The organism is Bradyrhizobium sp. CCBAU 51745 (assembly GCF_028128715.1).
Taxonomy (GTDB): domain Bacteria; phylum Pseudomonadota; class Alphaproteobacteria; order Rhizobiales; family Xanthobacteraceae; genus Bradyrhizobium; species Bradyrhizobium manausense.
Map to the genome: position 1 here is coordinate 369354 of NZ_LBJP01000003.1, position 21715 is coordinate 391068.

A 21715-nucleotide genomic window follows, 5' to 3' on the forward strand; every position below is an offset into this window, starting at 1 on the left:
ATGCGCCTTCGCGGGGCATGACAGAGAACAAAGCGCCCTCACCGCTTCTCGATCACCAGGCTCTGCACCGCGCGACCGAAATAGCCCCGCCGATCAGCCAAACGCGACATCGCAAGGCCGGCACCATCGGGGCCGATCCAGGAATCGCCATCGAGCAAGATCCAGTCGCCCACCGGCTGACGCGCCAGGCTCACCGTGAGGTCGGCATTGATGTAGGTCCAGGCGCGGAAGTCGAGCGTCGAGGCGGTGCCGTTGGAGAAATCGGCGGCGACCACGGCGCGCATCGCCTGCGAGACCGCTTCGCCTTCGACCAGCGGATGGTCGAGACGAAACCAGATCGCGCCGGCGCCGGCCTGGCCGAAACGGCCGCGCGCGGCCCGCATCGAGACCATGCCCGCGAACGGACTGATCGCGCCGTGGCCGTCCTCGACGAGCGAGTCCTCGGGCGACGGCAGGGTAACAGGCAGATCGCTGACGTCATCCGGCAACGGCTGTGACTGCTGCCTGATCTTGAGAACGGTGGCGCCGACGACCTGTACATCGTCGGCGAAGAGCTTGATCTCGCAAAGCTGGATCTTACGACCTTCGCGCAGCACCTCGGTCTCGATGGTGAGCGGCGCAACCGGCACCGGCCGCATCAAATCGATGGTAACGCGCGCGATGTTCATCGGCACAAGCGTCGGAATTCGTTCCGCCGCCCACGTCGCCAGCGCCGACGGCGCCGAGCCGTGCTGCATGCGCCGGTCCCAGGGGCCGGCGGCATCAGGGCTGGTGACGACGCTGTTGCCGTCGACGCGGTAGATGGCACTCATTGAGGGCGCCATCACAACGGCGGATCGATCGCCTCGTCGTATTCCTTCTTGAAGCGCGCGATCAGATCGGCAGCGGGGATGATGCCGTCGATGCTGCCGATGCCCTGGCCGGAGCCCCAGATCTCCTTCCAGGCCTTCGGCTTGGCACGCTCGCCGGAAGCGTCGGTGCCGAAATTCATCTTCGAGGGATCCGACGTCGGCAGGTTTTCCGGATCCATGCCGGCGGCGAGGATCGACGGCTTCAGGTAATTGCCGTGCACGCCGGTGAAGAGATTGGAATAGACGATGTCGTCGGCGCTCGAGCCCGCGATCATCTCCTTGTACTTGTCGACCGCGTTGGCTTCCTTGGTCGCGATGAAGGCCGAGCCGATATAGGCGAAGTCGGCGCCGAGAACGCGCGCGGCGCGGATCGCCCTGCCATTGCCGATGGCGCCCGACAGCGCGATCGGGCCGTCGAACCATTTGCGCGTCTCTGCAACGAACGCCAGCGGCGAGATGGTGCCGGCATGGCCGCCGGCGCCGGCCGCGACCAGGATGAGGCCATCGGCGCCCTTCTCGATCGCCTTGTGGGCAAACTTTTGATTGATCACGTCGTGGAAGACGATGCCACCCCAGCCGTGCACGGCCTGGTTCAGCTCCTCGCGCGCGCCGAGCGAGGAGATGATCATCGGCACCTTGTGCTTGGCGCAAAGTTGCATGTCGTGATCGAGCCGGTTGTTCGACTTGTGCACGATCTGGTTGACCGCGAACGGCGCCGACGGCTTGTCGGGATGGGCGCGGTCATAGGCCGCGAGCTCTTCGGTGATCCGCGCCAGCCATTCGTCGAGCAGCTCCGGCGGCCGCGCGTTCAACGCCGGAAACGAGCCCACCACGCCGGCCTTGCACTGCGCGATCACCAGGTCCGGCACCGAGATGATGAAGAGCGGCGAACCGATCACGGGGATCGACAGGCGTCCCTTGAACAGAGCAGGCATGGACATTGCGGCGCGATCCTTTGCTGGCAGAGGCATGAGAGGTTGGGACCATACCAACAAGGCAATCTTTCCACTGTCAAGTATTGCGTTGTGACGCCGTGCGCGACGCGGCACCCGCAATTCCAACGCACGGAATTCCTCTCCCGTCATTCCGGGGCGAGGCGAAGCGTCGCGCCCGGAATCCATCGGGCCTCGGCGCGAGTTGCAAAATGGATTCCGGGCTCGCGCCAAGAGGCGCGCCCCGGAATGACGTCAGGAAATCAAATCCGGATTGATCAGCCGCTCGAACGAGAACATCTCGTCCCATTTCTCCTGCGTCAGCAGCTTGCGCTCAGTCACCACGATCTGGTGCAGCGACTTGCCGCTCTTGTAACCTTCACGCGCGATCTCGGCGCATTGCTTGTAGCCGAGCAGCGGCTTCAGCACGGTGACGATGCCGAGCGAGTTCAGCACCATGTTGCGGGTGTGCTCCGCATTGGCGGTGATGCCGACGACGCAATTCTCGCGCAGGCTGTTGACCGCGCGCTCCATGGTGCGGATCGAGAAGAACAGCGCGAACGAGATCACCGGCTCCATCACGTTGAGCTGGAGCTGGCCGGCGGATGCCGCCAGCGTCACCGTGGTGTCGAGACCGATGACGAGGAAGCTGGTCTGGTTGACGACCTCGGGGATCACGGGATTGACCTTGCCCGGCATGATCGATGAGCCCGGCTGCAATTGCGGCAGGTTGATCTCGTTGAAGCCGGCACGCGGGCCCGAGGCCAGCAGGCGGATGTCGTTGCAGATCTTGGTCAGCTTGCTCGCGGTGCGCTTCAGCACGCCGGAGAGTTGCACATAGGCGCCGGTGTCCGAGGTCGCCTCGACGAGGTCGCCGGCGAGGATGAAATCGACGCCGGTCAGCGCGCTCAAATGCCTGACGGCGAGCTTGGGATAGCCGACCGCCGCCGTCACCGACGTGCCGATCGCGGTTGCGCCGAGATTGATCTCGCGCAGCAGCGCGCGCGCCTCCGAGATGCGGTCGACTTCCTCGCCGATCGTGGTGCCCCATCCGCGGAATTCGGCGCCGAGCGACATCGGCACCGCGTCCTGCAGATGGGTGCGGCCCATCTTCAGCACGCGGTCGAATTCGCGGCCCTTGGCGAAGAAGGCCTCCTGCAGCTGGCGCAGCGCCGTCATGTAGCTCTCGAGGCGCAGGATCAGCGCCAGCCGAAACGCGGTCGGATAGGTGTCGTTGGTCGACTGGCCGTAATTGACGTGGTCGTTCGGGCTGACATGCTGGTAGTCGCCCTTGTGGAAGCCGAGCGATTCCAGCGCGAGGTTGGCGATCACCTCGTTGGCGTTCATGTTGGTCGAGGTGCCGGCGCCGCCCTGAATGAAGTCGGTGACGAACTGATCCATCATGTCGCCGGCGATGACGCGGTCGCAGCCGAGGATGATGGCATCGGCGACCTTGGCGTCGATCGCGCCGAGGTCGCGATTGGCCATCGCCGCGGCCTTCTTGACGTAACCCAGCGCCTTCACGAAGTAAGGCTCTTGGCTCATCGGAATGCCGGTGATGTGGAAGTTCTCCTTCCCCCTGATAGTCTGGACGCCGTAGTAGATGTCGTCGGCGATCTCACGCGGTCCGAGGAAATCCTGCTCCGTACGGCTCATGGGCGCTCCTTGCTGCTCGCGCGACGTCCCTAGTTCTGGCACAGCGCGCTGGTGACGACGGTATCGGTGCGGCAATCATCCGGCTTGCGTTGCCTGCCCGGAATGAGAACCTTGGCCGAGCACTTCTCGGCGGAATCGGTGTTGAGGCTCTTGCCTTCCTTGTAGCCCTTGCTCTGGCAGAGCTGGTTGGCGGCGAGCTTGCAGTCGGGCGCACCGTTGGAGGAGATCGGGCAGGCCGCGCGCCCGGAGACCATGGTCGACGGCGTCGCCAGCCGCGACAGGTCGTTCATGGCCTCGCTTGGGCTTTTGATCGGCGGCAGGATCGAGGGCAGCTTGTCGAACAGCTTGCCCATTTCATTGATCAGCCCGGGGTTTTCCGCTGGCGCGGGCGGCGCTGAGGGGGCGGGCGGCGGCGCGGCCTGAGGCCCCTGCTCCTGCAGGCCGAGCGATTGCGGCACCGATTGCGCCCACCCGGTCCCGCCGGCACCGAGCAGGAGCAGCACTGCTGACATCAGCGTCCCGAGCCGCACGGCCGGATTGCCGGATCGAACCATCATGAGACCAACCGTAGCCGACGCCGGCGCGGCGGCAAAGTTCAGATCAGCTTGATCGCCACAACAAAGCCGAGCACCAGCACGGCAGCACCGAGCGCGACCCACAGACCGAGATGCCGCTCGATCCGCTCCCGGATCCAGTCGCCATAGCGGTTGAGCAGGATCGCCACGATGAAAAAGCGTCCGCCGCGCGCGACGATCGAGCACAGCACGAAAAGAGCGAGATTGTAGCCGGCAAAGCCCGAGGTGATGGTGACGAGCTTGTAGGGGATCGGCGTCAAGCCCTTGAGCAGGATGATGATGGCGCCCCACTGGGCATAGGAGGCGCGGAAAGCGTCGACCTTGTCGCCGAGGCCATAGACCTGGATCAGCCAGTGGCCGACCGAGTCGAACAGCAGCGCGCCGATGGCATAGCCGAGCAGGCCGCCAACCACCGAGGTGACCGTGCAGACCGCCGCATAGACCCAGGCGCGTTGCGGGCGCGCCAGTGACATCGGGATCAGCATCACATCCGGGGGGACGGGAAAGAAGGAGCTTTCGGCGAAAGCCACGGCACCCATGATCCAGAGTGCGTAAGGCTTGTGGGCGGCGTCGATGCACCAGTCGTAGATACGTTTCAGCATGGCGCCGCGATGAAGCACCCTGGGACGGATTTGTCCATCGCGAGTTTTGTGACGATTTAATGCCTTTTTCGCGCCGCGCGGCCTTCCAGCGCGACAATAGGCCGCCGCCTGGAGATGCTCGGTGAGGCGACTTTAGGCAGCTTCATCGGCGACTTCGGCAGCTTTTCGGCGATGCCGAGCATGTCCTCACGCCGCGACATCTCGCGCCAGACGTCTTCGGGGCGGACGCCTGCGGACGCCCAGAGCACGGTGAGATTGTAGAGCAGGTCGGCGCTTTCCCGGACCACGGCCTTGGCGTCGCCGTTGACCGCATCGATCACGACCTCGATCGCCTCTTCGGCCAGCTTCTTCGCCATTTTGGAGGGCCCACGCTGAAACAGCCGGGCGGTGCGCGATGTTGCCGGATCAAGATCCCTGGCCGCGAGCACAGCCAGATATAGCCGCTCAAGCGAATCACTCATTTACGCAAAACTACTCTAAACCAATGGAGAGCGCGTTAACGCGCGACAATCAAAAGCAAGAAACAGGCCGGCGCGACAAGCGCGCCGGCTTGTTTGTAGATGGGCTTGTGGCCGACCGATTAATAGCAAGCGTAGCCGGACCAGCCGTGGGAGCAGACCTTGGTGTAGCCCCCATATTGCTCTGCATAGCCCGGTCCATAATAATAATGATTGGGACCATAGCCGGGGCCGCTGTAGTAGGCCGGGGCACTGTCGTAGTAGTAGCCCGGACCCGGATCATAGGCGTAGGCATCACGGGTCGCGGCGATCGCGAGGCCCGTGCCGATGGCGCCGGCAATCGCTGCACCGGCAAAGGCCGCGCCGCCGCCGCCATGCCAGTGGCGGCCGCCGGCGAACGAGGCGGTGGGGGCGACACTGGTCAGTGCCAGCACCGCGGCAGTGGCGAGAACGGCCTTGCGGCCGGCAAATTTTGAAAATCGGTCAAACATGTCCTGGACCCTCCTTGGGACCTTCGTTGGTGCCTCGAGACAGGCTCATGGCTCTCAAACACCTGTTGCCCAAGTTAGGTTCCCCAATTCCAACACAAGCTGAACGGGCTTGCGTGATCGTGACGCAACCGCCGCTCATCTCCCGTTCAGGTTAGATGATGCAGGCAAACCCGGCATGCCGCTTCTCAGCGCCGCCGGCGACAGATCGGGCGGATAGAACAAGCTTCCGCTGTATCTCGCCGGCGATCCCAGTTTAGAATGTCATCTCAACATCATACCGGCTGCCTGGGTCAGCGCCTGCCTCATGTCCATTTTCCGTCTCTACACCCGCGTTCTCGAGCTGCTCGGCAAGGAGGCGCGGCTGGGCTGGCTGCTGGCATTCGCCAATCTGCTGCTGGCCGGCTCGCAATTCGCCGAACCGGTGCTGTTCGGGCGGATCGTCGACGTGCTCTCCGGCAAGACGGTCGCAGGCTCGAACTCGGCCTGGCCGTTCCTCGCCGCCTGGGTCGCCTTCGGACTGTTCACCATCGCCTGCAGCGCGCTCGTGGCCCTGCAAGCCGACCGGCTTTCCCATCGCCAGCGCCAGGCGGTGCTGACCAGCTATTTCGAGCACATCCTGCAGCTGCCGCTGACCTTCCATTCCGGCACCCATTCGGGACGGCTGATGAAGGTCATGCTCAACGGCACGGACGCGCTGTGGCGGCTCTGGCTCGGCTTCTTCCGTGAGCATTTTGCCGCGATCCTCTCGGTCGTGGTGCTGCTGCCGCTGTCGCTCTATCTGAACTGGCGGCTCGCGATCCTCCTGTTCGTGCTCTGCGTCGTCTTCACCGCCCTGACAACCTTCGTCGTGCGCAGGACATTCGGCATGCAAATGGCGGTCGAGGAGCATTACAGCGAGCTCTCCGCACGCGCCTCCGACGCGCTCGGCAATGTCGCGCTGGTGCAGAGCTTCGTGCGCGTCGAATCCGAGGTGAAGGGCTTGCGCTCGGTCGCCGACGAGCTGCTCGCGGCGCAAATGCCGGTGCTGTCGTGGTGGGCGTTGGTCACGGTGATCACACGCGCCTCCACCACCATCACCGTGCTCGCGATCTTCACGCTCGGCATCGCCCTGCACGATCAAGGCCTGACCTCGGTCGGCGAGATCGTGATGTTCGTCAGCTTCGCCACACTGCTGATCCAGAAGCTGGAGCAGGTGGTGAGCTTCATCAACAGCGTCTTCATGGAGGCACCGCGCCTGCGCGAGTTCTTCAATGTGCTCGATGCCGTGCCCGCGGTGCACGACCGACCGGACGCGATCGATGCAGGCCGGCTCTCCGGCCTCGTCGAATTCAACGACGTCACCTTCTCCTATGACGGCAAACGGCCTGCGGTCGAGGATCTCTCCTTCACCGCACTGCCTGGCCAGACCATCGCGCTGGTCGGCCCGACCGGCGCCGGGAAGTCGACCGCGATCGCGCTGCTGCACCGTGCCTTCGATCCGCAATCCGGCTTCATCAGGATCGACGGCATGGACGTGCGCGGCGTGACGCTGACATCGCTGCGGCGGAATATCGGCGTCGTGTTCCAGGAAGCGCTGCTGTTCAACCGCTCGATCGAGGAGAACTTACGCGTCGGCAAGCCGGATGCGACCGAAGCCGAGATGCGCAAGGCGGCGGAGCGCGCGCAGGCGCTCGACTTCATCGAGCGCAGCGGCGGCTTTGCGACCAATGCCGGCGAGCGCGGCCGCATGCTCTCCGGCGGCGAGCGGCAGCGACTGTCGATCGCACGAGCGCTGCTGAAGGACCCGCCGATCCTGATTCTGGACGAGGCGACCAGCGCGCTCGATGCCGTGACCGAGACCAAGGTGAACGCCGCTCTCGATGAAGTGATGAAGGGCCGCACCACCTTCGTCATCGCCCACCGCCTCTCCACCATCCGCAATGCCACGCGGATCCTGGTGTTCGAGAACGGGCGGGTGATCGAAAGCGGAACTTTCGATGAACTCGTCGCCAAAGGCGGCCATTTTGCCGAGCTCGCCAGAGCCCAGTTCATGGTGCAGGAACAAGCCCAGGCCGCGCGGGGCAGCGCAAGTGCCGCGGAGGCAGCTTCCGCTGCCGTCAAGTCCCCGTAGCACTGTCGAAATTCGGCCTATTTCATTGCGGAATACCGCCTTGAAGCCCCTATTCTCGACGCACGAGCCGGTATAGGTTTGCGCTGCCGCGAGCGGCGGCGCTGGATTTCAAAACCGAACGTCAGATCACGAGAACCGCGTGGAACCAGCGGCTCTCCAAGGACCGGAATCGGATAGTGCACGCCTTTCGCCCGCTGCTTCGCAAATCCCTGTTCAACCTGTTCGCCGCGGCGCTCGCCGTCGGTGCGCTTGTCGTGCCGCGCGCCGTCAATGCCGAAGCGTTGCTGCTGATCGAAGCCGACAGCGGCAAGGTGCTGCAGGCCGAGAACGCCACCATTCCCTGGTATCCGGCCTCCGTCACCAAGATCATGACCGCCTATGTGACGCTGAAGGCCGTGAAGGACGGCAAGATCACACTCGACACGCTGCTGACGGTGTCGCCGACGGCCGCCTCGCAGTCGCCCTCGAAGATGGGCCTGCGTCCGGGAACACAGCTCACCGTCGACAACGCGCTGAAGATGATGATGGTCAAGTCGGCGAACGACATGGCCGTGGTGCTGGCCGAAGGCCTCGGCGGATCGATCGACGGCTTCTCGGTGATGATGAACGACACCGCAAAGAAGCTCGGCATGACGCAGACCAACTACGTCAATCCGAACGGGCTGCCCGCGGACGGACACGTCACCTCGGCGCGCGACCTCGGCATTCTCGCCCGCTCGTTCCTCCGCGACCTGCCCGAATACGAGTACTTCGTACACATCCCGGCGATCCGCTTCGGCAAGCGGATCACGCCGAACTTCAACAAGCTGATCGGCCGCTATCCCGGCGCCGATGGTTTCAAGACCGGCTTCATCTGTGCCTCCGGCTACAACCTCGTGGCCTCGGCCACGCGCAACGGCCGCCGCCTGATCGCGGTGGTGCTCGGCGCCAATTCCGGCACCGCGCGCGCGGTGAAGGCGGCGCAGCTGCTCGAGCGCGGCTTCAGCCAGGACAATCTGTCGTGGCTGCGCCCCTCGCTCGGCACTGTCGAAAACCTCGTGCCCGTCGATGCCTCGCCGCCGAACCTGCGTGAGGAGATGTGCGGTGGTCACCGCAAACATCCGGCCAGCGACGACGATGATGCGTTGATCGCGACCAATGGCAGCGGATCGACCTCTCTGACCGGCGGCGAAGCCAAGGTCACGTTCTTCACCGCCGGCCTCCAGCCGCCGCTGATGAAGGCGTCCGACCTGATGGCCTCGGCCGCGGAGGCTGTGGAGCCCGTGGTGGTCTATACCGGCCCGACCCGCACAGGCGCGGCCCTCGTCGCGGCCGTCGCAGCCGACGCCGACCAGCAGGCCACGCCGAAGGCGCGTGGCAAGAAATCGCGCGTGGCCAAGAGGCCCGACGCCGGCAGCGAAGCCAAGACGGCAGCCGCCAAGCCCGACGCCACGGCAAAAAGTGATGCAAAGAGCGCGGCAAAGCCGGCCGCGAGCAAGCATGCCGCGGCCAGACCTGCTGAGAACAAGCCTGCTGCCAACAAGCCCGCTGCGGACAAGGCGGCGGCGAGCGGCGATCCGGCTGCCAAACCTGCAAAACCCAAGGCCGCGACAAAGCCTGCGTCGAAGCCCGCGCCCAACAACAGCTAGGTTAACGCTCCAGGCCCGGCCGCACTTCGCACCTGCGGCAGCGACTTGCGACGATTCCAGTGGCCACCTCCCGGCCTTTGCCCTAAGCCTCGACCGCTTGCCAGCCGTTCCGGCAGGCTCGATACTGGCGGCAATGAGGCAGCCCGGGACACAACGGGCACTGACGTTAAGAGAGGGGAGTTTCCATGGAGCGCATCTGGCTCAAGCAATATCCGCCCGGCGTGCCCGCTGATATCGAGCCGACGCAATACGCATCGCTGGTCGATCTCTTGGAGGAGAGCTTTGCGAAGTTCGCCGACCGCAAGGCGTTCATCTGCATGGACAAGGCGATCACCTATCGCGACCTCGACCAGATGTCGCTGGCGCTCGCCGCCTATTTGCAGGGCCGCGGCCTGCAGCGCGGCGCCCGCGTCGCCGTCATGATGCCGAACGTGCTGCAATACCCCGTGGCCACCGCAGCCGTGCTGCGTGCCGGCTTTGCCGTGGTCAACGTCAACCCGCTCTACACCCCGCGCGAGCTCGAGCATCAGCTCAAGGATTCCGGCGCCGAAGCCATCATCGTGCTGGAGAACTTTGCCCACACCGTCGAGCAGGTGATTGCGAAGACCCCGGTCAAGCACGTCATCGTCGCCAGCATGGGCGATCTGCTCGGCTTCAAGGGTGTGATCGTCAATCTCGTCGTCCGCCGCGTCAAGAAGATGGTGCCGGCCTTCGCGCTGCCGGGCGCAGTGTCCTTCAACGATGCGCTCGCGGCGGGCCGCGGCCAGACCTTCAACAAGCCCAAACTGTCGCCTGGCGACGTCGCTTTCCTGCAATATACCGGCGGCACGACCGGCGTCTCCAAGGGCGCCACGCTGCTCCATCGCAACATCGTCGCCAACGTGTTGCAGAACGACGCCTGGCTGCAGCCGGCGCTGGCTCAGCCGCCGCATGTCGAGCAGCTGATGATCGTGTGCGCGCTGCCGCTCTATCACATCTTCGCGCTGACGGCCTGCTACCTGCTCGCGGTGCGTGCCGGCGGCTGCAATCTCCTGATCCCGAACCCGCGCGACATCGCGGGCTTCATCAAGGAGCTGGCAAAATACCAGGTCAATAGCTTCCCGGCCGTCAACACGCTCTACAACGGCCTGATGCATCACCCTGACTTCAAGAAGCTCGATTTCTCCAAGCTGAAGATCTCGAACGGCGGCGGCATGGCCGTGCAGCGTCCGGTGGCCGAGCAGTGGAAGGCGATCACGGGCTGCTCGATCGCCGAGGGCTACGGTCTGTCGGAGACCTCGCCGACGCTGACCTGCAACACCGCGACGAATGCCGAGTTCAATGGCACCATCGGCATTCCCGTGCCGTCGACTTACATCTCGATCCGCGACGACGAGGGCAACGAGGTGCCGCTCGGCCAACCGGGCGAGATCTGCGCCAAGGGCCCGCAGGTGATGGCCGGCTACTGGAACAGGCCGGAAGAGACCGCCAAGGTGATGACCGCGGACGGCTATTTCCGCACCGGCGACATCGGCATCATGGACGAGAAGGGCTATACCAAGATCGTCGACCGCAAGAAGGACATGATCCTGGTCTCCGGCTTCAATGTCTACCCGAACGAGATCGAGGAAGTGATCGCGAGCCATCCGGGCGTGCTGGAATGCGCGGTGATCGGTATCCCCGACGCCAAATCGGGCGAAGCGGTGAAGGCCTTTGTGGTGAAGAAGGATCCGAACCTCACGGCCGAGGACGTGATCAAGTTCTGTCACGAGCAGCTCACCGGCTACAAGGTGCCCAAGCACATCGAATTCCGCACCGACCTGCCCAAGACCAATGTCGGCAAGATCCTCCGCCGCGAGCTACGCGACCAGAAGAAGGCCCAGGCGGCATAGGACTGACGCTCTGCGCCGACGCATCGGGGATTCACGTCGTCCCGGCGAAGGCCGGGACCCATACCGCGAAATCTATCGGTTGCGTATGGTAGCTGTACCGGACGACGAGTCTTCGCCAAACCTGCCCCTGTGGTTATGGGTCCCGGCCTCCGCCGGGACGACACCGAAGATGTAGCCGCAGATGCGCATGATCACAGCGCAGTGAATCCGTTTCCTCCGGCGGTAAAATGCTCTAGAAACTCTGCCGGCCTCTTTCAATGGAGAAACGACCATGGCGATCCAAGTTGGCGACAAGCTGCCCGAGACGAAATTCCGCGTGATGACGGCGGAAGGTCCGCAGGTGAAGACCACCGACGATATCTTCAAGGGCAAGAAAGTGGCGCTGTTCGCCGTGCCCGGCGCCTACACCGGCACCTGCCACAAGATGCATCTGCCGAGCATTTTCCTCAACGCCTACGCCATGAAGGACAAGGGCGTCGACACCATCGCGATCGTCTCTGTCAACGACGCTTTCGTCATGAATGCCTGGAAGCGCGACACCGACCAGCGTGACGAGGCGATCTTCCTCGCCGACGGCAATGCCGACTTCACCAAGGCAATCGGCATGGAGCTCGATGCCTCCGCCAACGGCCTCGGCATCCGCTCCAAGCGCTATTCGATGCTGGTCGAGGACGGCGTGGTCAAGAAGCTGAACCTCGAGGCGATGCCCGGCAAGGTCGAGGTGTCGGGCGGCGATACGCTGCTGGGGCAGCTGTAAGTTTTTTGCGCGGCTAGCCACAAACGACACTGTCATGCCCCGGCTTGACCGGGGCATCCAGTACGCCGAGACCTCTCGGCTGAATCACTGGAATACTGGATCGCCCGCCTTCGCGGGCGATGACAGTTGGGGGTGGAGCAACGGCGCGCCCTACTCCGCCAGCCGCTGCTGCAGCCTCGCCTTTACGATCCCGTCCCGCGCCAATTGATCGGCGCGTTCGTTCTCCGGGTGGCCGGCGTGGCCCTTGACCCAGTGCCAGCGCACCTGGTGCGCTTTCAGCGCCGCATCGAGGCGCTGCCATAACTCGACGTTCTTCACCGGCTTCTTGTCGGCGGTGCGCCAGCCGTTGCGCTTCCAGCCGTGGATCCAGCCGGTGATGCCCTGCCGGACATACTGGCTGTCGGTGTAGAGATCGACGGTGCACGGCTTCTTCAGCGCTTCGAGCGCGGAGATCGCCGCCATCAGCTCCATCTGGTTGTTGGTGGTGTGCGGCTGGCCGCCGTTCAGCTCTTTTTCCTTGTCGCCGAACTTCAGGATCGCGCCCCAGCCGCCGGGCCCGGGATTGCCCGAGCAGGCGCCGTCGGTGAAGATCGTGACATTGGGGAGCTCGCTCACGCGACCAGTCCTGACGGCATCAGCCCATAATCCCGCGCGCTGGAGACGCTCTGATGGAAGCGCAGCTTGCGAAAATATTCCAGCGGATCCTTCGGCTTCACCAGCGCGCCGGGAGGCACGTTGAGCCAGTCGACCAGCCGCGTCAGCAGGAAGCGGATCGCGGCGCCGCGCGCCAGCAGCGGCAGCGCGGCCTCTTCGGCCTCGGAAAGCTTGCGCACCCGCCCGTAGGCGTTGAGGAAGGCGCGCGCTTTGGTGACGTTGAAGGAATGATCCGGCTCGAAGCACCAGGCGTTCAGGCAGATCGCGACGTCATAGGCCAGCATGTCGTTGCAGGCGAAGGTGAAGTCGATGATGCCCGACAGCTTGTCGCCGAGGAAGAAGACGTTGTCGTTGAAGAGATCGGCGTGGATCACGCCTTCGGGCAGATTGGTCGGCCAGACGCCGCCCGAGAGATAGTCGAGCTCGGCCGAAAGAAACGCGCGCAGGTCCGGCTGCACCTCGTCGGCGCGATCCGCCGCTGCATCGAACAGCGGCCGCCAACCCGCGACAGACAGCGCGTTGGCCCGCTTGATCGCGAAATCGGCGCCGGCCAGATGCATGCGGGCGAGGCCCTCGCCGACGCCGGCGCAATGCACAGCGTTCGGCTTGCGCGGCCAGATGCCTTCGAGAAAAGTGATGATGGCGGCGGGCCGTCCCTGCAACTCGTGCAGCGGCTCGCCATCCCTGGCCTTCACCGGCAACGGGCAGCTCACGCCGTGCTCGGCCAGATGCGTCATCAGCGCGAGGAAGAACGGCAGATCGTTCTTCGCCACGCGCTTTTCGTAGAGCGTGAGGATGAACGACCCTTTGGTCGTATGCAGCAGGAAATTGGTGTTCTCGACGCCCTCGGCGATGCCCTTGTAGGAGAGCAGTTCGCCGAGATCGTATTGCTTCAGGAAATCCGCAAGCTCGTCGGCGGCAACGTCGGTGTAGACCGCCATGCAAGACTACTCGGCGGCGGCTTCGGGGCGCACCTGGCGCGGCAGCGGGAAGAACTCGTTCTCTTCCGCGGCCGAGACCGTCTCCACATGCAGCGTGTAGCGCTCGGCGAAGGCGTCCATGATCTCCTCGACGATCACTTCCGGCGCCGACGCGCCCGCGGTGATGCCGAGGCTCGTGATGTTGCCGAACTTGGTCCAGTCGATGTCGGCGGCGCGCTGCGCCAGCACGGCGATCTTGCAGCCCTCGCGCTCGGCGACCTCGCGCAGGCGCTGTGAGTTCGACGAGTTCGGCGCGCCGACCACAATCAGGGCGTCCACCACCGGCGCCACCTTCTTCACCGCGAGCTGGCGGTTGGTGGTGGCGTAGCAGATGTCTTCCTTGTGCGGGCCGTTGATGTTCGGGAAGCGCTCCTTGAGCAGCGCCACGATCTCCGCGGTATCGTCGATCGACAGCGTGGTCTGGGTCACGAAGGCCAGATTGTTCGGGTCCTTCGGATTGATGGTCTTGGCGTCCTCGGCGGTCTCGATCAGGGTGACCGCGCCGACCGGCAGCTGGCCGAGCGTGCCGACCACTTCAGGATGATGCGAATGGCCGATCAGGAAGATCTCGCGGCCGCGCTTGAAGTGGATCGCGGCCTCGCGGTGGACCTTGGTCACCAGCGGGCAGGTCGCATCCAGCGAGAAAAGATTGCGGGACTGGGCGTCGGCGGGAACCGACTTCGGCACGCCATGGGCCGAGAACACCACCGGCGCGGTCGTGTTCTCCGGGATCTCCGCCAGCTCCTCGACGAAGATGGCGCCCTTCTTTTTCAACCCGTCGACGACATATTTGTTGTGCACAATCTCATGGCGAACATAGACGGGGGCGCCATACTTATCGAGCGCCCGTTCCACGGTGTCGATCGCCCGGACCACCCCGGCGCAGAAGCCGCGGGGAGAACAAAGCACGATCTTGAGGTCTGGTTTGGCTGACATTGAGCGATCTCGGGACCGAATCACCCGGCAATACGGGCGGAAGACGGTCGGTGGATGGAATAGGGGCTAAAGCTTAAGGGCCTACGGCGGCTTCAGAGGGAATTGGGCCCCCTTTCAGACGCTGTCAAGGCACTATCTATAGCAGAACCATTGCGTGGCTACCCCCTCCGGGCTTATATAGCGCGAATTCCCTGTCATCGCTGATGACCACCGGTTTCGCCTCCTGAGGGGGTGGGCGAAGCACAAAGGAGATTTGCCATGAGCAACGCACCTCTGATGCCCAAGGCGACCGCCGTCTGGCTGCTCGACAACACCGCGCTGACCTTCGACCAGGTCGCCGATTTCACCAAGATGCATCCCCTCGAGGTGCGCGCGATCGCCGACGGCGACGCCGCCCAGGGCATCAAGGGCATGGACCCGATTTCCAACGGCCAGCTGACCCGCGAGGAAATCGAGAAGGGCGAGAAGAACCAGGATTACCGGCTCCGTCTCCAGGAGAGCAAGGTCGTGCTGCCGCCCCAGCCCAAGCGCAAGGGCCCGCGCTACACCCCGGTATCGCGCCGTCACGAACGTCCCAGCGCCATCCTCTGGCTGCTGCGCAGCCATCCCGAGCTCAAGGACGCTCAGATCATGCGCCTGGTCGGCACCACCAAGAGCACGATCGCCAGCGTCCGCGACCGCACCCACTGGAACACCTCGCAGCTGACCCCGATCGACCCGGTGACCCTCGGCCTTTGCTCGCAGATCGAGCTCGATTTCGAAGTGGCGCGCGCCGCCAAGGAAAAGCCTGTTGACGCCAACTACGGCGGCGCCACCCTGCTGCCGGCGTCCGAGACCACCAAGAAGGACGAGTACGAGTCGTCGGAGAAGTCGAGCGACGACCTCAACGTCGACGCCGTGTTCGCCAAGCTCAAGACCCTCGGCGGCAAGAAGCACGAGGAAGAGGAGGAGTAGGCTCCCTCCCTCGCATCCGGTTCGAACGCGGCGGAGCGATCCGCCGCGTTTTATTTTGCGCAACCGAACCCTCGCAGGCTCGCGCAGGGAACGTTGCGGCTGACCTCGCATTGTGTTCAACGCGGAGGATCAGCAATGCGGGATGACGAAGACCATTTTGCGCTGATGCTGGGGCGCGCTGCTCTGGCTGTGTGGGGCGATATGCCCCGCGATGTCCAGGAAGCCCTTTTCGAAATTGCCGTCAAAGACCGCCCGGAGGATCGCGACGCATTGGCGAAGCTCTTGCACGAGCGGCATCCGCGAACCATGCATGCGAGATAGCCGCGCGCCCCTCGCCGCGGCGAACGACGACAAGGTCGCAGCGCCGGGGTTGTCCCGGCACCGCGAAACGTCATCAGAACTTGTAGGTAACGCCGCCTCCGACCAGCCATGGGTCGATATGTGCGGTGCCCGTCACGGGCAGGCCGCTGACGGTCGCCGAATAATCTGGACGCAGCCAGAGCTTCTTCACGTCGACGTTGAGGCCCCAGTGCCGGTCGAGCATGTAGTCGAAACCGAACTGCACGGCGCCGCCCCATTGGTTGCTGACATGCAGCGCAGTCGTGGTGGCGACGATGGCGGGCGGACCGACGATGGCGGCGGGGGTGTTGGCGGCCGAGTTGTTGAAGAACACCGTATAGTTCACACCGGCGCCGATATAGGGCTTGAACGCACCGAAATTGTCGAAGTGATATTGCAGCGTCAGCGTCGGCGGCAGCAGCGTGGTCTTGCCGATCGGCAGGTTGGCGAGCGAACCGGTGCCGCTGATGGAATGCCTGGTGACGCCGAGGATGAGCTCGGCCGCGATGTTCTTCGTGAAGAAGTAGCTGATGTCGAGCTCGGGCACAGCCTGGTTGCTGATCGACAGACCGGAATTCGGCGACGACAGCGTCGGGACGCCCGCGACATTGACGGTCGAGCCGCCGGCATCCGGCAGGACGCCGAGCACGCGCAGGCGTATCATCCAGGGATTGAAACTCTCTGCCGGCGGCGGGGCCTTCGTGTAGACGGGCAAGTCGGCCGCCTGCGCGACCTCAACAGCCGCCGCGAAGGCGGCGCCAAGCGCCGCCAGCCGCGCCAAGTTTCTTATCGTTCTCTGCATTTCAATCCCCTTCAACCATAAGCGCGCTTCGTTGCGCGACATCAGGGTCAGAGCAGAAAGGCGCTGGGGAAGGATTTGATGCCGATCAAATCAGGACAGGCGCGACACGATTTGGCCGTGGCGTTGCAGATGAGTCACGTCAAGGCCAGCCGTCGCGCGCAGGATAGTACCGCAGCCGATGTCAGGGCCGCTCCGGATGGTTCAGCATGTATTCGCCAAGATCGCGCTGGCGGCGGTCGGAGCGGGCGAGCGCCGCATTGCGCTGGACGTCGCGATCCTTGCGGCAGGCCACATATTCCGGCGAGCCGACCGCGAGGCCGCGGCCCTGGCACACCGCATCGTCGTCGTCGCCACCCATCGCGGTCGGCGTCTGGTAACGCCCCGCACAGGCGGAGAGAGCGAGGGCGAAGCCCACGGTAACGAGCAGCCGCGGCGCGGTGGCGAGTGACATAGCAGGTCCCCTGTTGGCCGGCCCTGTTTAGCTGGGAATGAGGAGATTGTAAGTCCGAGGACGCTGTTCCTCACTCCCTGTCATTCCCCGCGACCTGGCTACGCCAAGGCTGGCTACGTCAAGGCTGGCTACGCCAAGGCTTCGCCGAGGTTTCGGTCTTGGGCGCGCCGGAGCTTTTGCAGACGGCAGGCGGGGAATCCAGGACGCCGCGGCGGTCATGGCTCACACAACGGCCGTCGATTACTGGATCACTCGCCTTCGCGGGTGTTGACACCTGAGATCGGAGCCACAGCCCCGCCCCTCGCCGGCTCGCCGCTTTGCGTCACACCCTCCCCTTCAGCGCCTCGCCGATCTCGTCCAGCACCTTCGGGTCCTCGATCGTGGCCGGCATGGTCCAGTCCTCGCCGTCGGCGATCTTCTTGATGGTGCCGCGCAGGATCTTGCCCGAGCGCGTCTTGGGCAGGCGGCCGACGGTGATGGCCAGTTTGAAGGCGGCGACGGGGCCAAGCTTGTCGCGCACCAGCGCGACGATCTCCTTTTCGATCTCACCAGGAGAGCGTTTCACGCCGGCCTTCAGCACCAGGAAGCCGCAGGGCACCTCGCCCTTGATCGCATCCTTGACGCCGAGCACGGCACATTCGGCGACATCCGGGTGCGAAGCCAGGATCTCTTCCATGCCGCCGGTGGAGAGGCGGTGGCCGGCGACATTGATGATGTCGTCGGTGCGCCCCATGACGAAGACGTAGCCGTCCTCGTCCTTGTAACCGGCGTCCGAGGTCTTGTAGTAGCCGGGAAATTCGCTGAGATACGCCTCCTTGAAGCGTTCATCCTGATTCCACAGCGTCGGCAAACAGCCCGGCGGCATCGGCAGTTTGATCACGATCGAGCCCATGCTATTCGCCGGCACGGGCTTTGCGGCTTCATCCACTACGTCGACCTGATACCCCGGCATCGGCACCGTCGGCGAGCCATGCTTCACCGGCAATTGGCCGAGGCCGACCGGATTGCCGGCAATGCACCAGCCGGTCTCGGTCTGCCACCAATGGTCGATCACAGGCACCTTCAGTTGCTGCTCCGCCCATTCCACCGTCGGCGGATCGGCGCGCTCGCCGGCGAGGAACAGCGTGCGGAATTTCGACAGGTCATATCGCCGGATGAATTTTCCGTCCGGGTCCTCTTTGCGGATCGCGCGGAAGGCGGTTGGCGCGGTGAACAGCGCGACCGCCTTGTGCTCGGAGATCACGCGCCAGAACGCGCCGGCATCCGGCGTGCCGACCGGCTTGCCCTCATACATGACCGAGGTCGCGCCATGCAGCAGCGGGCCGTAGACGATGTAACTGTGGCCGACCACCCAGCCGATATCGGAGCCGCACCACCAGACCTCGCCCGGCTTGACGCCATAGAGGTTGAACATCGACCACTTCACCGCGACCATATGCCCGCCATTGTCGCGCACGACGCCTTTGGGGATGCCTGTCGTGCCCGAGGTGTAGAGGATGTAGAGCGGATCTGTCGCAGCGACCGGCACGCAAGGCGCCTTCTTGCCCTCGTTCATCGCCTTGCGGCGCAGGCTCGCCCAATCATAGTCGCGCTTCGGCGTGAGGTCGCACGTCAGCTGCGGACGCTGCAGCACGATGCAGGCCTTTGGCTTGGCGGACGCCAGCTTGATCGCCTCGTCCAGCAGCGGCTTGTACTGCACGATGCGGCCGGGCTCGATGCCGCAGCTCGCCGAGAGAATGAGCTTTGGCTGTGCGTCGTCGATGCGGGTCGCGAGTTCCTTGGCGGCAAAGCCGCCGAACACCACAGAGTGCACCGCGCCGATGCGCGCGCAGGCGAGCATCGCGACCACGGCCTCCGGCACCATCGGCATATAGAGGATGATGCGGTCGCCCTTGGCGACGCCAAAATCCTGCATGATCGCGGCGAGCACCTGCGCCTCAGTCAGCAGCTCGGCATAGGTGAATTTGGTGACCGAGCCGGTCAGCGGCGAATCGTGGATCAGTGCGACCTGGTCGGCGCGGCCGCGTTCGACGTGGCGGTCGAGCGCGTTGTAGCAGGTATTGACGACGCCGCCGGCGAACCAGCGGCCGTAGACGCCCTGCGTAGGGTCGAAGATCTTTTTCGGCGGCTCGATCCAGTCGATCTCCTTGGCCGCCTCAGCCCAAAAGCCTTCGGGATCGGACAGCGAGCGCGCATGGACCTCGTGATACCTGCTCTTTCCCTGGACATTCATTCCCGGCGCTCCCGTTCCCTTTGATGGCCTTGCCTTGACCTGACGGCGGAACGTCAGTTCCGCCATGACAGGGATCAAAAGCCGACCTTGTTTGAGGGGTATTTTCCCGGGAACGGGCCGCGGTTCAAGCTGAAACTACCCTTCCATCGTATTCAACCGTTGCAACCGGTCCTGCATGACCTTCTTCAGATCGTAGCCAGGGCGGCGGAAGCTGGCGTCGCGGGTGGCGAGGAAATCGTGCTGGGACTTGCGCAAGCCGGCGGCTTGACGCCGGCTCATCGATTTCAGCACGCGCTCATAGGCCTCGGCGAGCTGGCGGTCGAGCGCGCCCAATTGCGGATCGGCGCAGATCACCTTCTCCACCTCGCGCTTGGCTGAGGCGCAATCGAATGATGGGCCGCTGCCTGAATTCGCGGCCAGCGGGTGAGGCGCCTCGGCGCCGAACCTGGCGATCTCCGCCATCATGGTGCGGCGGCCGTCTGCGGCATTGGCGTTGCCGGGGTCGAGCCGCAGCGCGGTCTCGTAATCGGCCAGCGCCTTCTTGCGCTCGCCCATCTTCGAATAGAGCACCGCGCGGTTGTTGTAGGTCTTCGCGAAGTCAGGATCAAGCTTCAGCGCGGCCTCGTAGTCGCTGAGCGCCGCACCGAACTCGCCCTTGTACTGATAGGAATCGCCGCGGTTGGTGAAGAAGTTCGCCCGCGGCGCCAGCCGCAGCGCCTGGTCGTAATCGGCGATCGCCTTGTCGTAGTCTTTCATCGCAGCGTAGGTTAGCCCGCGATTGTCGTAATACTCAGGCACTTTCGGATCGAGCCTGATCGCCTCGCTGTCGTCGGCGACCGACTTGTCGAGCTGGCCGAGCTTCTTGTAGGCGGCACCGCGATTGGTATAGCTGCGCGCCCGGTTGGGATCGAGCCGCAGGGCCTCGCTGAGATCGGCAACCGCCTTCTCGTTGTCGCCATTGAGGTAGTAAGTCGCGCCGCGGTCGGACCAGGCCTGCGCATCATCCGGCTTCAGCTTGATGGCCTGGTCGTAATCGGCGATCGCGCGATCGTAACGGTGCTGGTTGGTGTAGGCGACGCCGCGCTGCTCGTAGGCTTCGGCATCTTTCGGATCGAGCTCGATCGCCTTGCTGAGATCGGACGTGGCACGGTTGAGATCGCCGCCCGCTTCGCGCAACAGGTTGCCGCGCAGCCGCCAGGCCCGCGCGTTCTTGCCGTCGAGCGCGATGGCGCGGTCGATGTCCCGCAGCGCCTGCGTGAGGCCGCCGGATATCCGCGCATTGGCATCGGCCCGCACCAGCAGCGCCGCGACGCGGTCGGAATTCGGATTCGAGGTCTGGTCGATGATGGCGCCGCACGCGGAGATGATGTCCGCTGGAGCGGCCTTGCTGTCCATCACGCAATCGGCGGCCGATGCCGGGGCGGCGAGGACAAGGCTGAGCGCGGCGCTGAGGAGGAAAGTGCGCAGCCGGCTATGTGTGCTCGAGGACATTTGCGCGGAAGAACGCGTGCCGCACATGGCGTAAAGCTCCGTGACATCAGGTTTTCCCGTTGTCGCGGCGGGGGGAGTGTGGGTTCAAAAATAAGGCAGATCGCGAGGGGCGAACGATGCCAGCGCCACCTCTCCCCGCACGCTGGGAGGGGAGGAGGGCCTCAATACCCGTCCACCCCATTCAGCCTTTGCAGCCGTTCCTGCATCGCCTTCTTCAGATCATATCCCGGGCGGCCGAATCCGGCATTCCGACGAGCAATAAAGTCATCCTGCTCGCGCTGGAATTTCTTGGCCTCACCTGGATCGCGCGCCTCGCGCAGCACGCGCGCATGGGCGGCATAGACCTCGCGATCGAGATCCGCGAGCTCGCGATTGGCGCAGATCGCCTTCTCGACCGGGCGGCGCGCGCCGGCGCAGTTGAAGCTCGGCTTGCCGGCCACTGCCATCTGGGCACCGATCCGCTCGAGCTCGCGCGCGATGGCCTTGTGATTGGCCCTGGCCTTTTCGTGGTTCGGATCGATCCGAAGCGCGGCGCCGAAGTCCTGCACCGCCTTGGGCTTGTCGCCCTTCTTCAGCCACAGCTCGCCACGCGCGTTGAAGACGTCGGCGAGCGTCGGATCGAGCAGCAGAACACGGCTGTCGTCGGCGACGGCGCGGTCGATCTGGTCATGCCGGGCATAAAGCGCGCCGCGCGCGACCAGCGCCTTGACCAGATCGGGCTTTGCCGTCTTGTCGTTGTCGATGACGGCGGCGCAGGCCGGGCCTGCCTTGTCCATGTCATCGGCAGCGGCAGCGGTGAGGCATGCCGCGACGTCGATCGGCGCGACGGCTGCCGGCTCGCCGCCGGTCGCGGCCCGGGCCGCACCTGGCGAGACCGCTGCAAGCACGACGGCTGCCGACATGTGAATGAGTTTGTGAAAACGCATGCTCGTTGCAGTTGGAAG

21 protein-coding genes are annotated in these 21715 nt (G+C 64.5%); 6 read left to right on the forward strand and 15 right to left on the reverse strand.

What is annotated here, in order from left to right; all coding sequences use genetic code 11:
- Window positions 1–38: 38 nt before the first annotated feature.
- The 7 genes from XH98_RS04435 to XH98_RS04465 form a co-directional block, all read right to left on the reverse strand.
- On the reverse strand, window positions 39–812 hold the full coding sequence (locus XH98_RS04435) for a thioesterase family protein (RefSeq protein ID WP_271617901.1): 774 nt from the start codon (window positions 810–812) through the stop codon (window positions 39–41).
- 11 nt (window positions 813–823) lie between these two features.
- A complete protein-coding gene (locus tag XH98_RS04440; protein ID WP_271617902.1) occupies window positions 824–1792 on the reverse strand; it encodes an NAD(P)H-dependent flavin oxidoreductase in 969 nt (322 codons plus the stop codon).
- Between the two features lie 246 nt (window positions 1793–2038).
- Window positions 2039–3439 (reverse strand): aspartate ammonia-lyase, encoded by a 1401-nt coding sequence (locus tag XH98_RS04445; protein ID WP_057759621.1) that lies wholly within the window; start codon window positions 3437–3439, stop codon window positions 2039–2041.
- A 29-nt stretch (window positions 3440–3468) separates the two neighbouring features.
- Window positions 3469–3996 carry a hypothetical protein gene (locus XH98_RS04450; RefSeq protein WP_271603692.1) on the reverse strand — a complete coding sequence of 176 codons (528 nt, stop codon included), beginning with the start codon at window positions 3994–3996 and terminating at the stop codon, window positions 3469–3471.
- Between the two features lie 38 nt (window positions 3997–4034).
- The gene (locus tag XH98_RS04455) at window positions 4035–4616 is read right to left on the reverse strand and encodes a YqaA family protein (RefSeq protein WP_271603691.1); all 582 of its coding nucleotides are present in this window, start codon (window positions 4614–4616) and stop codon (window positions 4035–4037) included.
- 56 nt (window positions 4617–4672) lie between these two features.
- The gene (hisE, locus tag XH98_RS04460) at window positions 4673–5077 is read right to left on the reverse strand and encodes a phosphoribosyl-ATP diphosphatase (protein WP_057759627.1); all 405 of its coding nucleotides are present in this window, start codon (window positions 5075–5077) and stop codon (window positions 4673–4675) included.
- Between the two features lie 119 nt (window positions 5078–5196).
- Entirely contained in the window at window positions 5197–5565 is a 369-nt protein-coding gene (locus XH98_RS04465; protein WP_271603690.1) for a hypothetical protein, read from the reverse strand.
- A 304-nt stretch (window positions 5566–5869) separates the two neighbouring features.
- Between XH98_RS04465 and XH98_RS04470 the strand changes: the two genes are divergently transcribed.
- The 4 genes from XH98_RS04470 (at window position 5870) to XH98_RS04485 (ending at window position 11931) form a co-directional block, all read left to right on the forward strand.
- Entirely contained in the window at window positions 5870–7675 is a 1806-nt protein-coding gene (locus tag XH98_RS04470) for a glucan ABC transporter ATP-binding protein/ permease (RefSeq protein ID WP_220005066.1), read from the forward strand.
- Window positions 7676–7851: 176 nt separating this feature from the next.
- Entirely contained in the window at window positions 7852–9303 is a 1452-nt protein-coding gene (locus tag XH98_RS04475; protein ID WP_271603688.1) for a D-alanyl-D-alanine carboxypeptidase family protein, read from the forward strand.
- 185 nt (window positions 9304–9488) lie between these two features.
- Window positions 9489–11174, forward strand: a complete 1686-nt coding sequence (locus tag XH98_RS04480; RefSeq protein WP_057759641.1) for a long-chain fatty acid--CoA ligase — start codon at window positions 9489–9491, stop codon at window positions 11172–11174.
- Between the two features lie 271 nt (window positions 11175–11445).
- Entirely contained in the window at window positions 11446–11931 is a 486-nt protein-coding gene (locus tag XH98_RS04485; protein WP_057759644.1) for a peroxiredoxin, read from the forward strand.
- A gap of 150 nt (window positions 11932–12081) precedes the next feature.
- On the opposite strand, the gene rnhA is transcribed toward XH98_RS04485, so the two are convergent.
- From rnhA to ispH, 3 genes are read right to left on the reverse strand one after another with little or no spacing between them, the layout of a single operon-like run.
- Entirely contained in the window at window positions 12082–12546 is a 465-nt protein-coding gene (rnhA, locus tag XH98_RS04490; protein ID WP_057759646.1) for a ribonuclease HI, read from the reverse strand.
- Window positions 12543–13526, reverse strand: coding sequence for a homoserine kinase (locus XH98_RS04495; RefSeq protein WP_271603687.1), 984 nt, complete (start codon window positions 13524–13526; stop codon window positions 12543–12545). The genes rnhA and XH98_RS04495 overlap by 4 nt, the downstream gene beginning before the upstream one ends.
- A 6-nt stretch (window positions 13527–13532) precedes the next feature.
- Window positions 13533–14501: a 4-hydroxy-3-methylbut-2-enyl diphosphate reductase gene (gene ispH / locus XH98_RS04500; RefSeq protein WP_271603686.1), complete on the reverse strand. Its 969-nt coding sequence runs from the start codon at window positions 14499–14501 to the stop codon at window positions 13533–13535.
- 258 nt (window positions 14502–14759) lie between these two features.
- Between ispH and XH98_RS04505 the strand changes: the two genes are divergently transcribed.
- Together XH98_RS04505 and XH98_RS04510 are read left to right on the forward strand one after the other, a co-directional pair.
- Window positions 14760–15455, forward strand: coding sequence for a DUF1013 domain-containing protein (locus XH98_RS04505; RefSeq protein WP_057759654.1), 696 nt, complete (start codon window positions 14760–14762; stop codon window positions 15453–15455).
- A 135-nt stretch (window positions 15456–15590) separates the two neighbouring features.
- On the forward strand, window positions 15591–15776 hold the full coding sequence (locus tag XH98_RS04510; RefSeq protein ID WP_083514886.1) for a hypothetical protein: 186 nt from the start codon (window positions 15591–15593) through the stop codon (window positions 15774–15776).
- A gap of 73 nt (window positions 15777–15849) precedes the next feature.
- On the opposite strand, the gene XH98_RS04515 is transcribed toward XH98_RS04510, so the two are convergent.
- The 5 genes from XH98_RS04515 to XH98_RS04535 form a co-directional block, all read right to left on the reverse strand.
- Window positions 15850–16596, reverse strand: coding sequence for an OmpW/AlkL family protein (locus XH98_RS04515; protein WP_271617903.1), 747 nt, complete (start codon window positions 16594–16596; stop codon window positions 15850–15852).
- 181 nt (window positions 16597–16777) lie between these two features.
- Window positions 16778–17047 (reverse strand): hypothetical protein, encoded by a 270-nt coding sequence (locus XH98_RS04520; RefSeq protein WP_271617904.1) that lies wholly within the window; start codon window positions 17045–17047, stop codon window positions 16778–16780.
- Between the two features lie 322 nt (window positions 17048–17369).
- Window positions 17370–19280 carry a propionyl-CoA synthetase gene (locus XH98_RS04525; RefSeq protein ID WP_271617905.1) on the reverse strand — a complete coding sequence of 637 codons (1911 nt, stop codon included), beginning with the start codon at window positions 19278–19280 and terminating at the stop codon, window positions 17370–17372.
- Between the two features lie 135 nt (window positions 19281–19415).
- Window positions 19416–20798, reverse strand: a complete 1383-nt coding sequence (locus XH98_RS04530; RefSeq protein WP_271617906.1) for a tetratricopeptide repeat protein — start codon at window positions 20796–20798, stop codon at window positions 19416–19418.
- A 134-nt stretch (window positions 20799–20932) separates the two neighbouring features.
- Window positions 20933–21697 (reverse strand): tetratricopeptide repeat protein, encoded by a 765-nt coding sequence (locus XH98_RS04535; RefSeq protein ID WP_271617907.1) that lies wholly within the window; start codon window positions 21695–21697, stop codon window positions 20933–20935.
- Window positions 21698–21715: the final 18 nt, after the last annotated feature.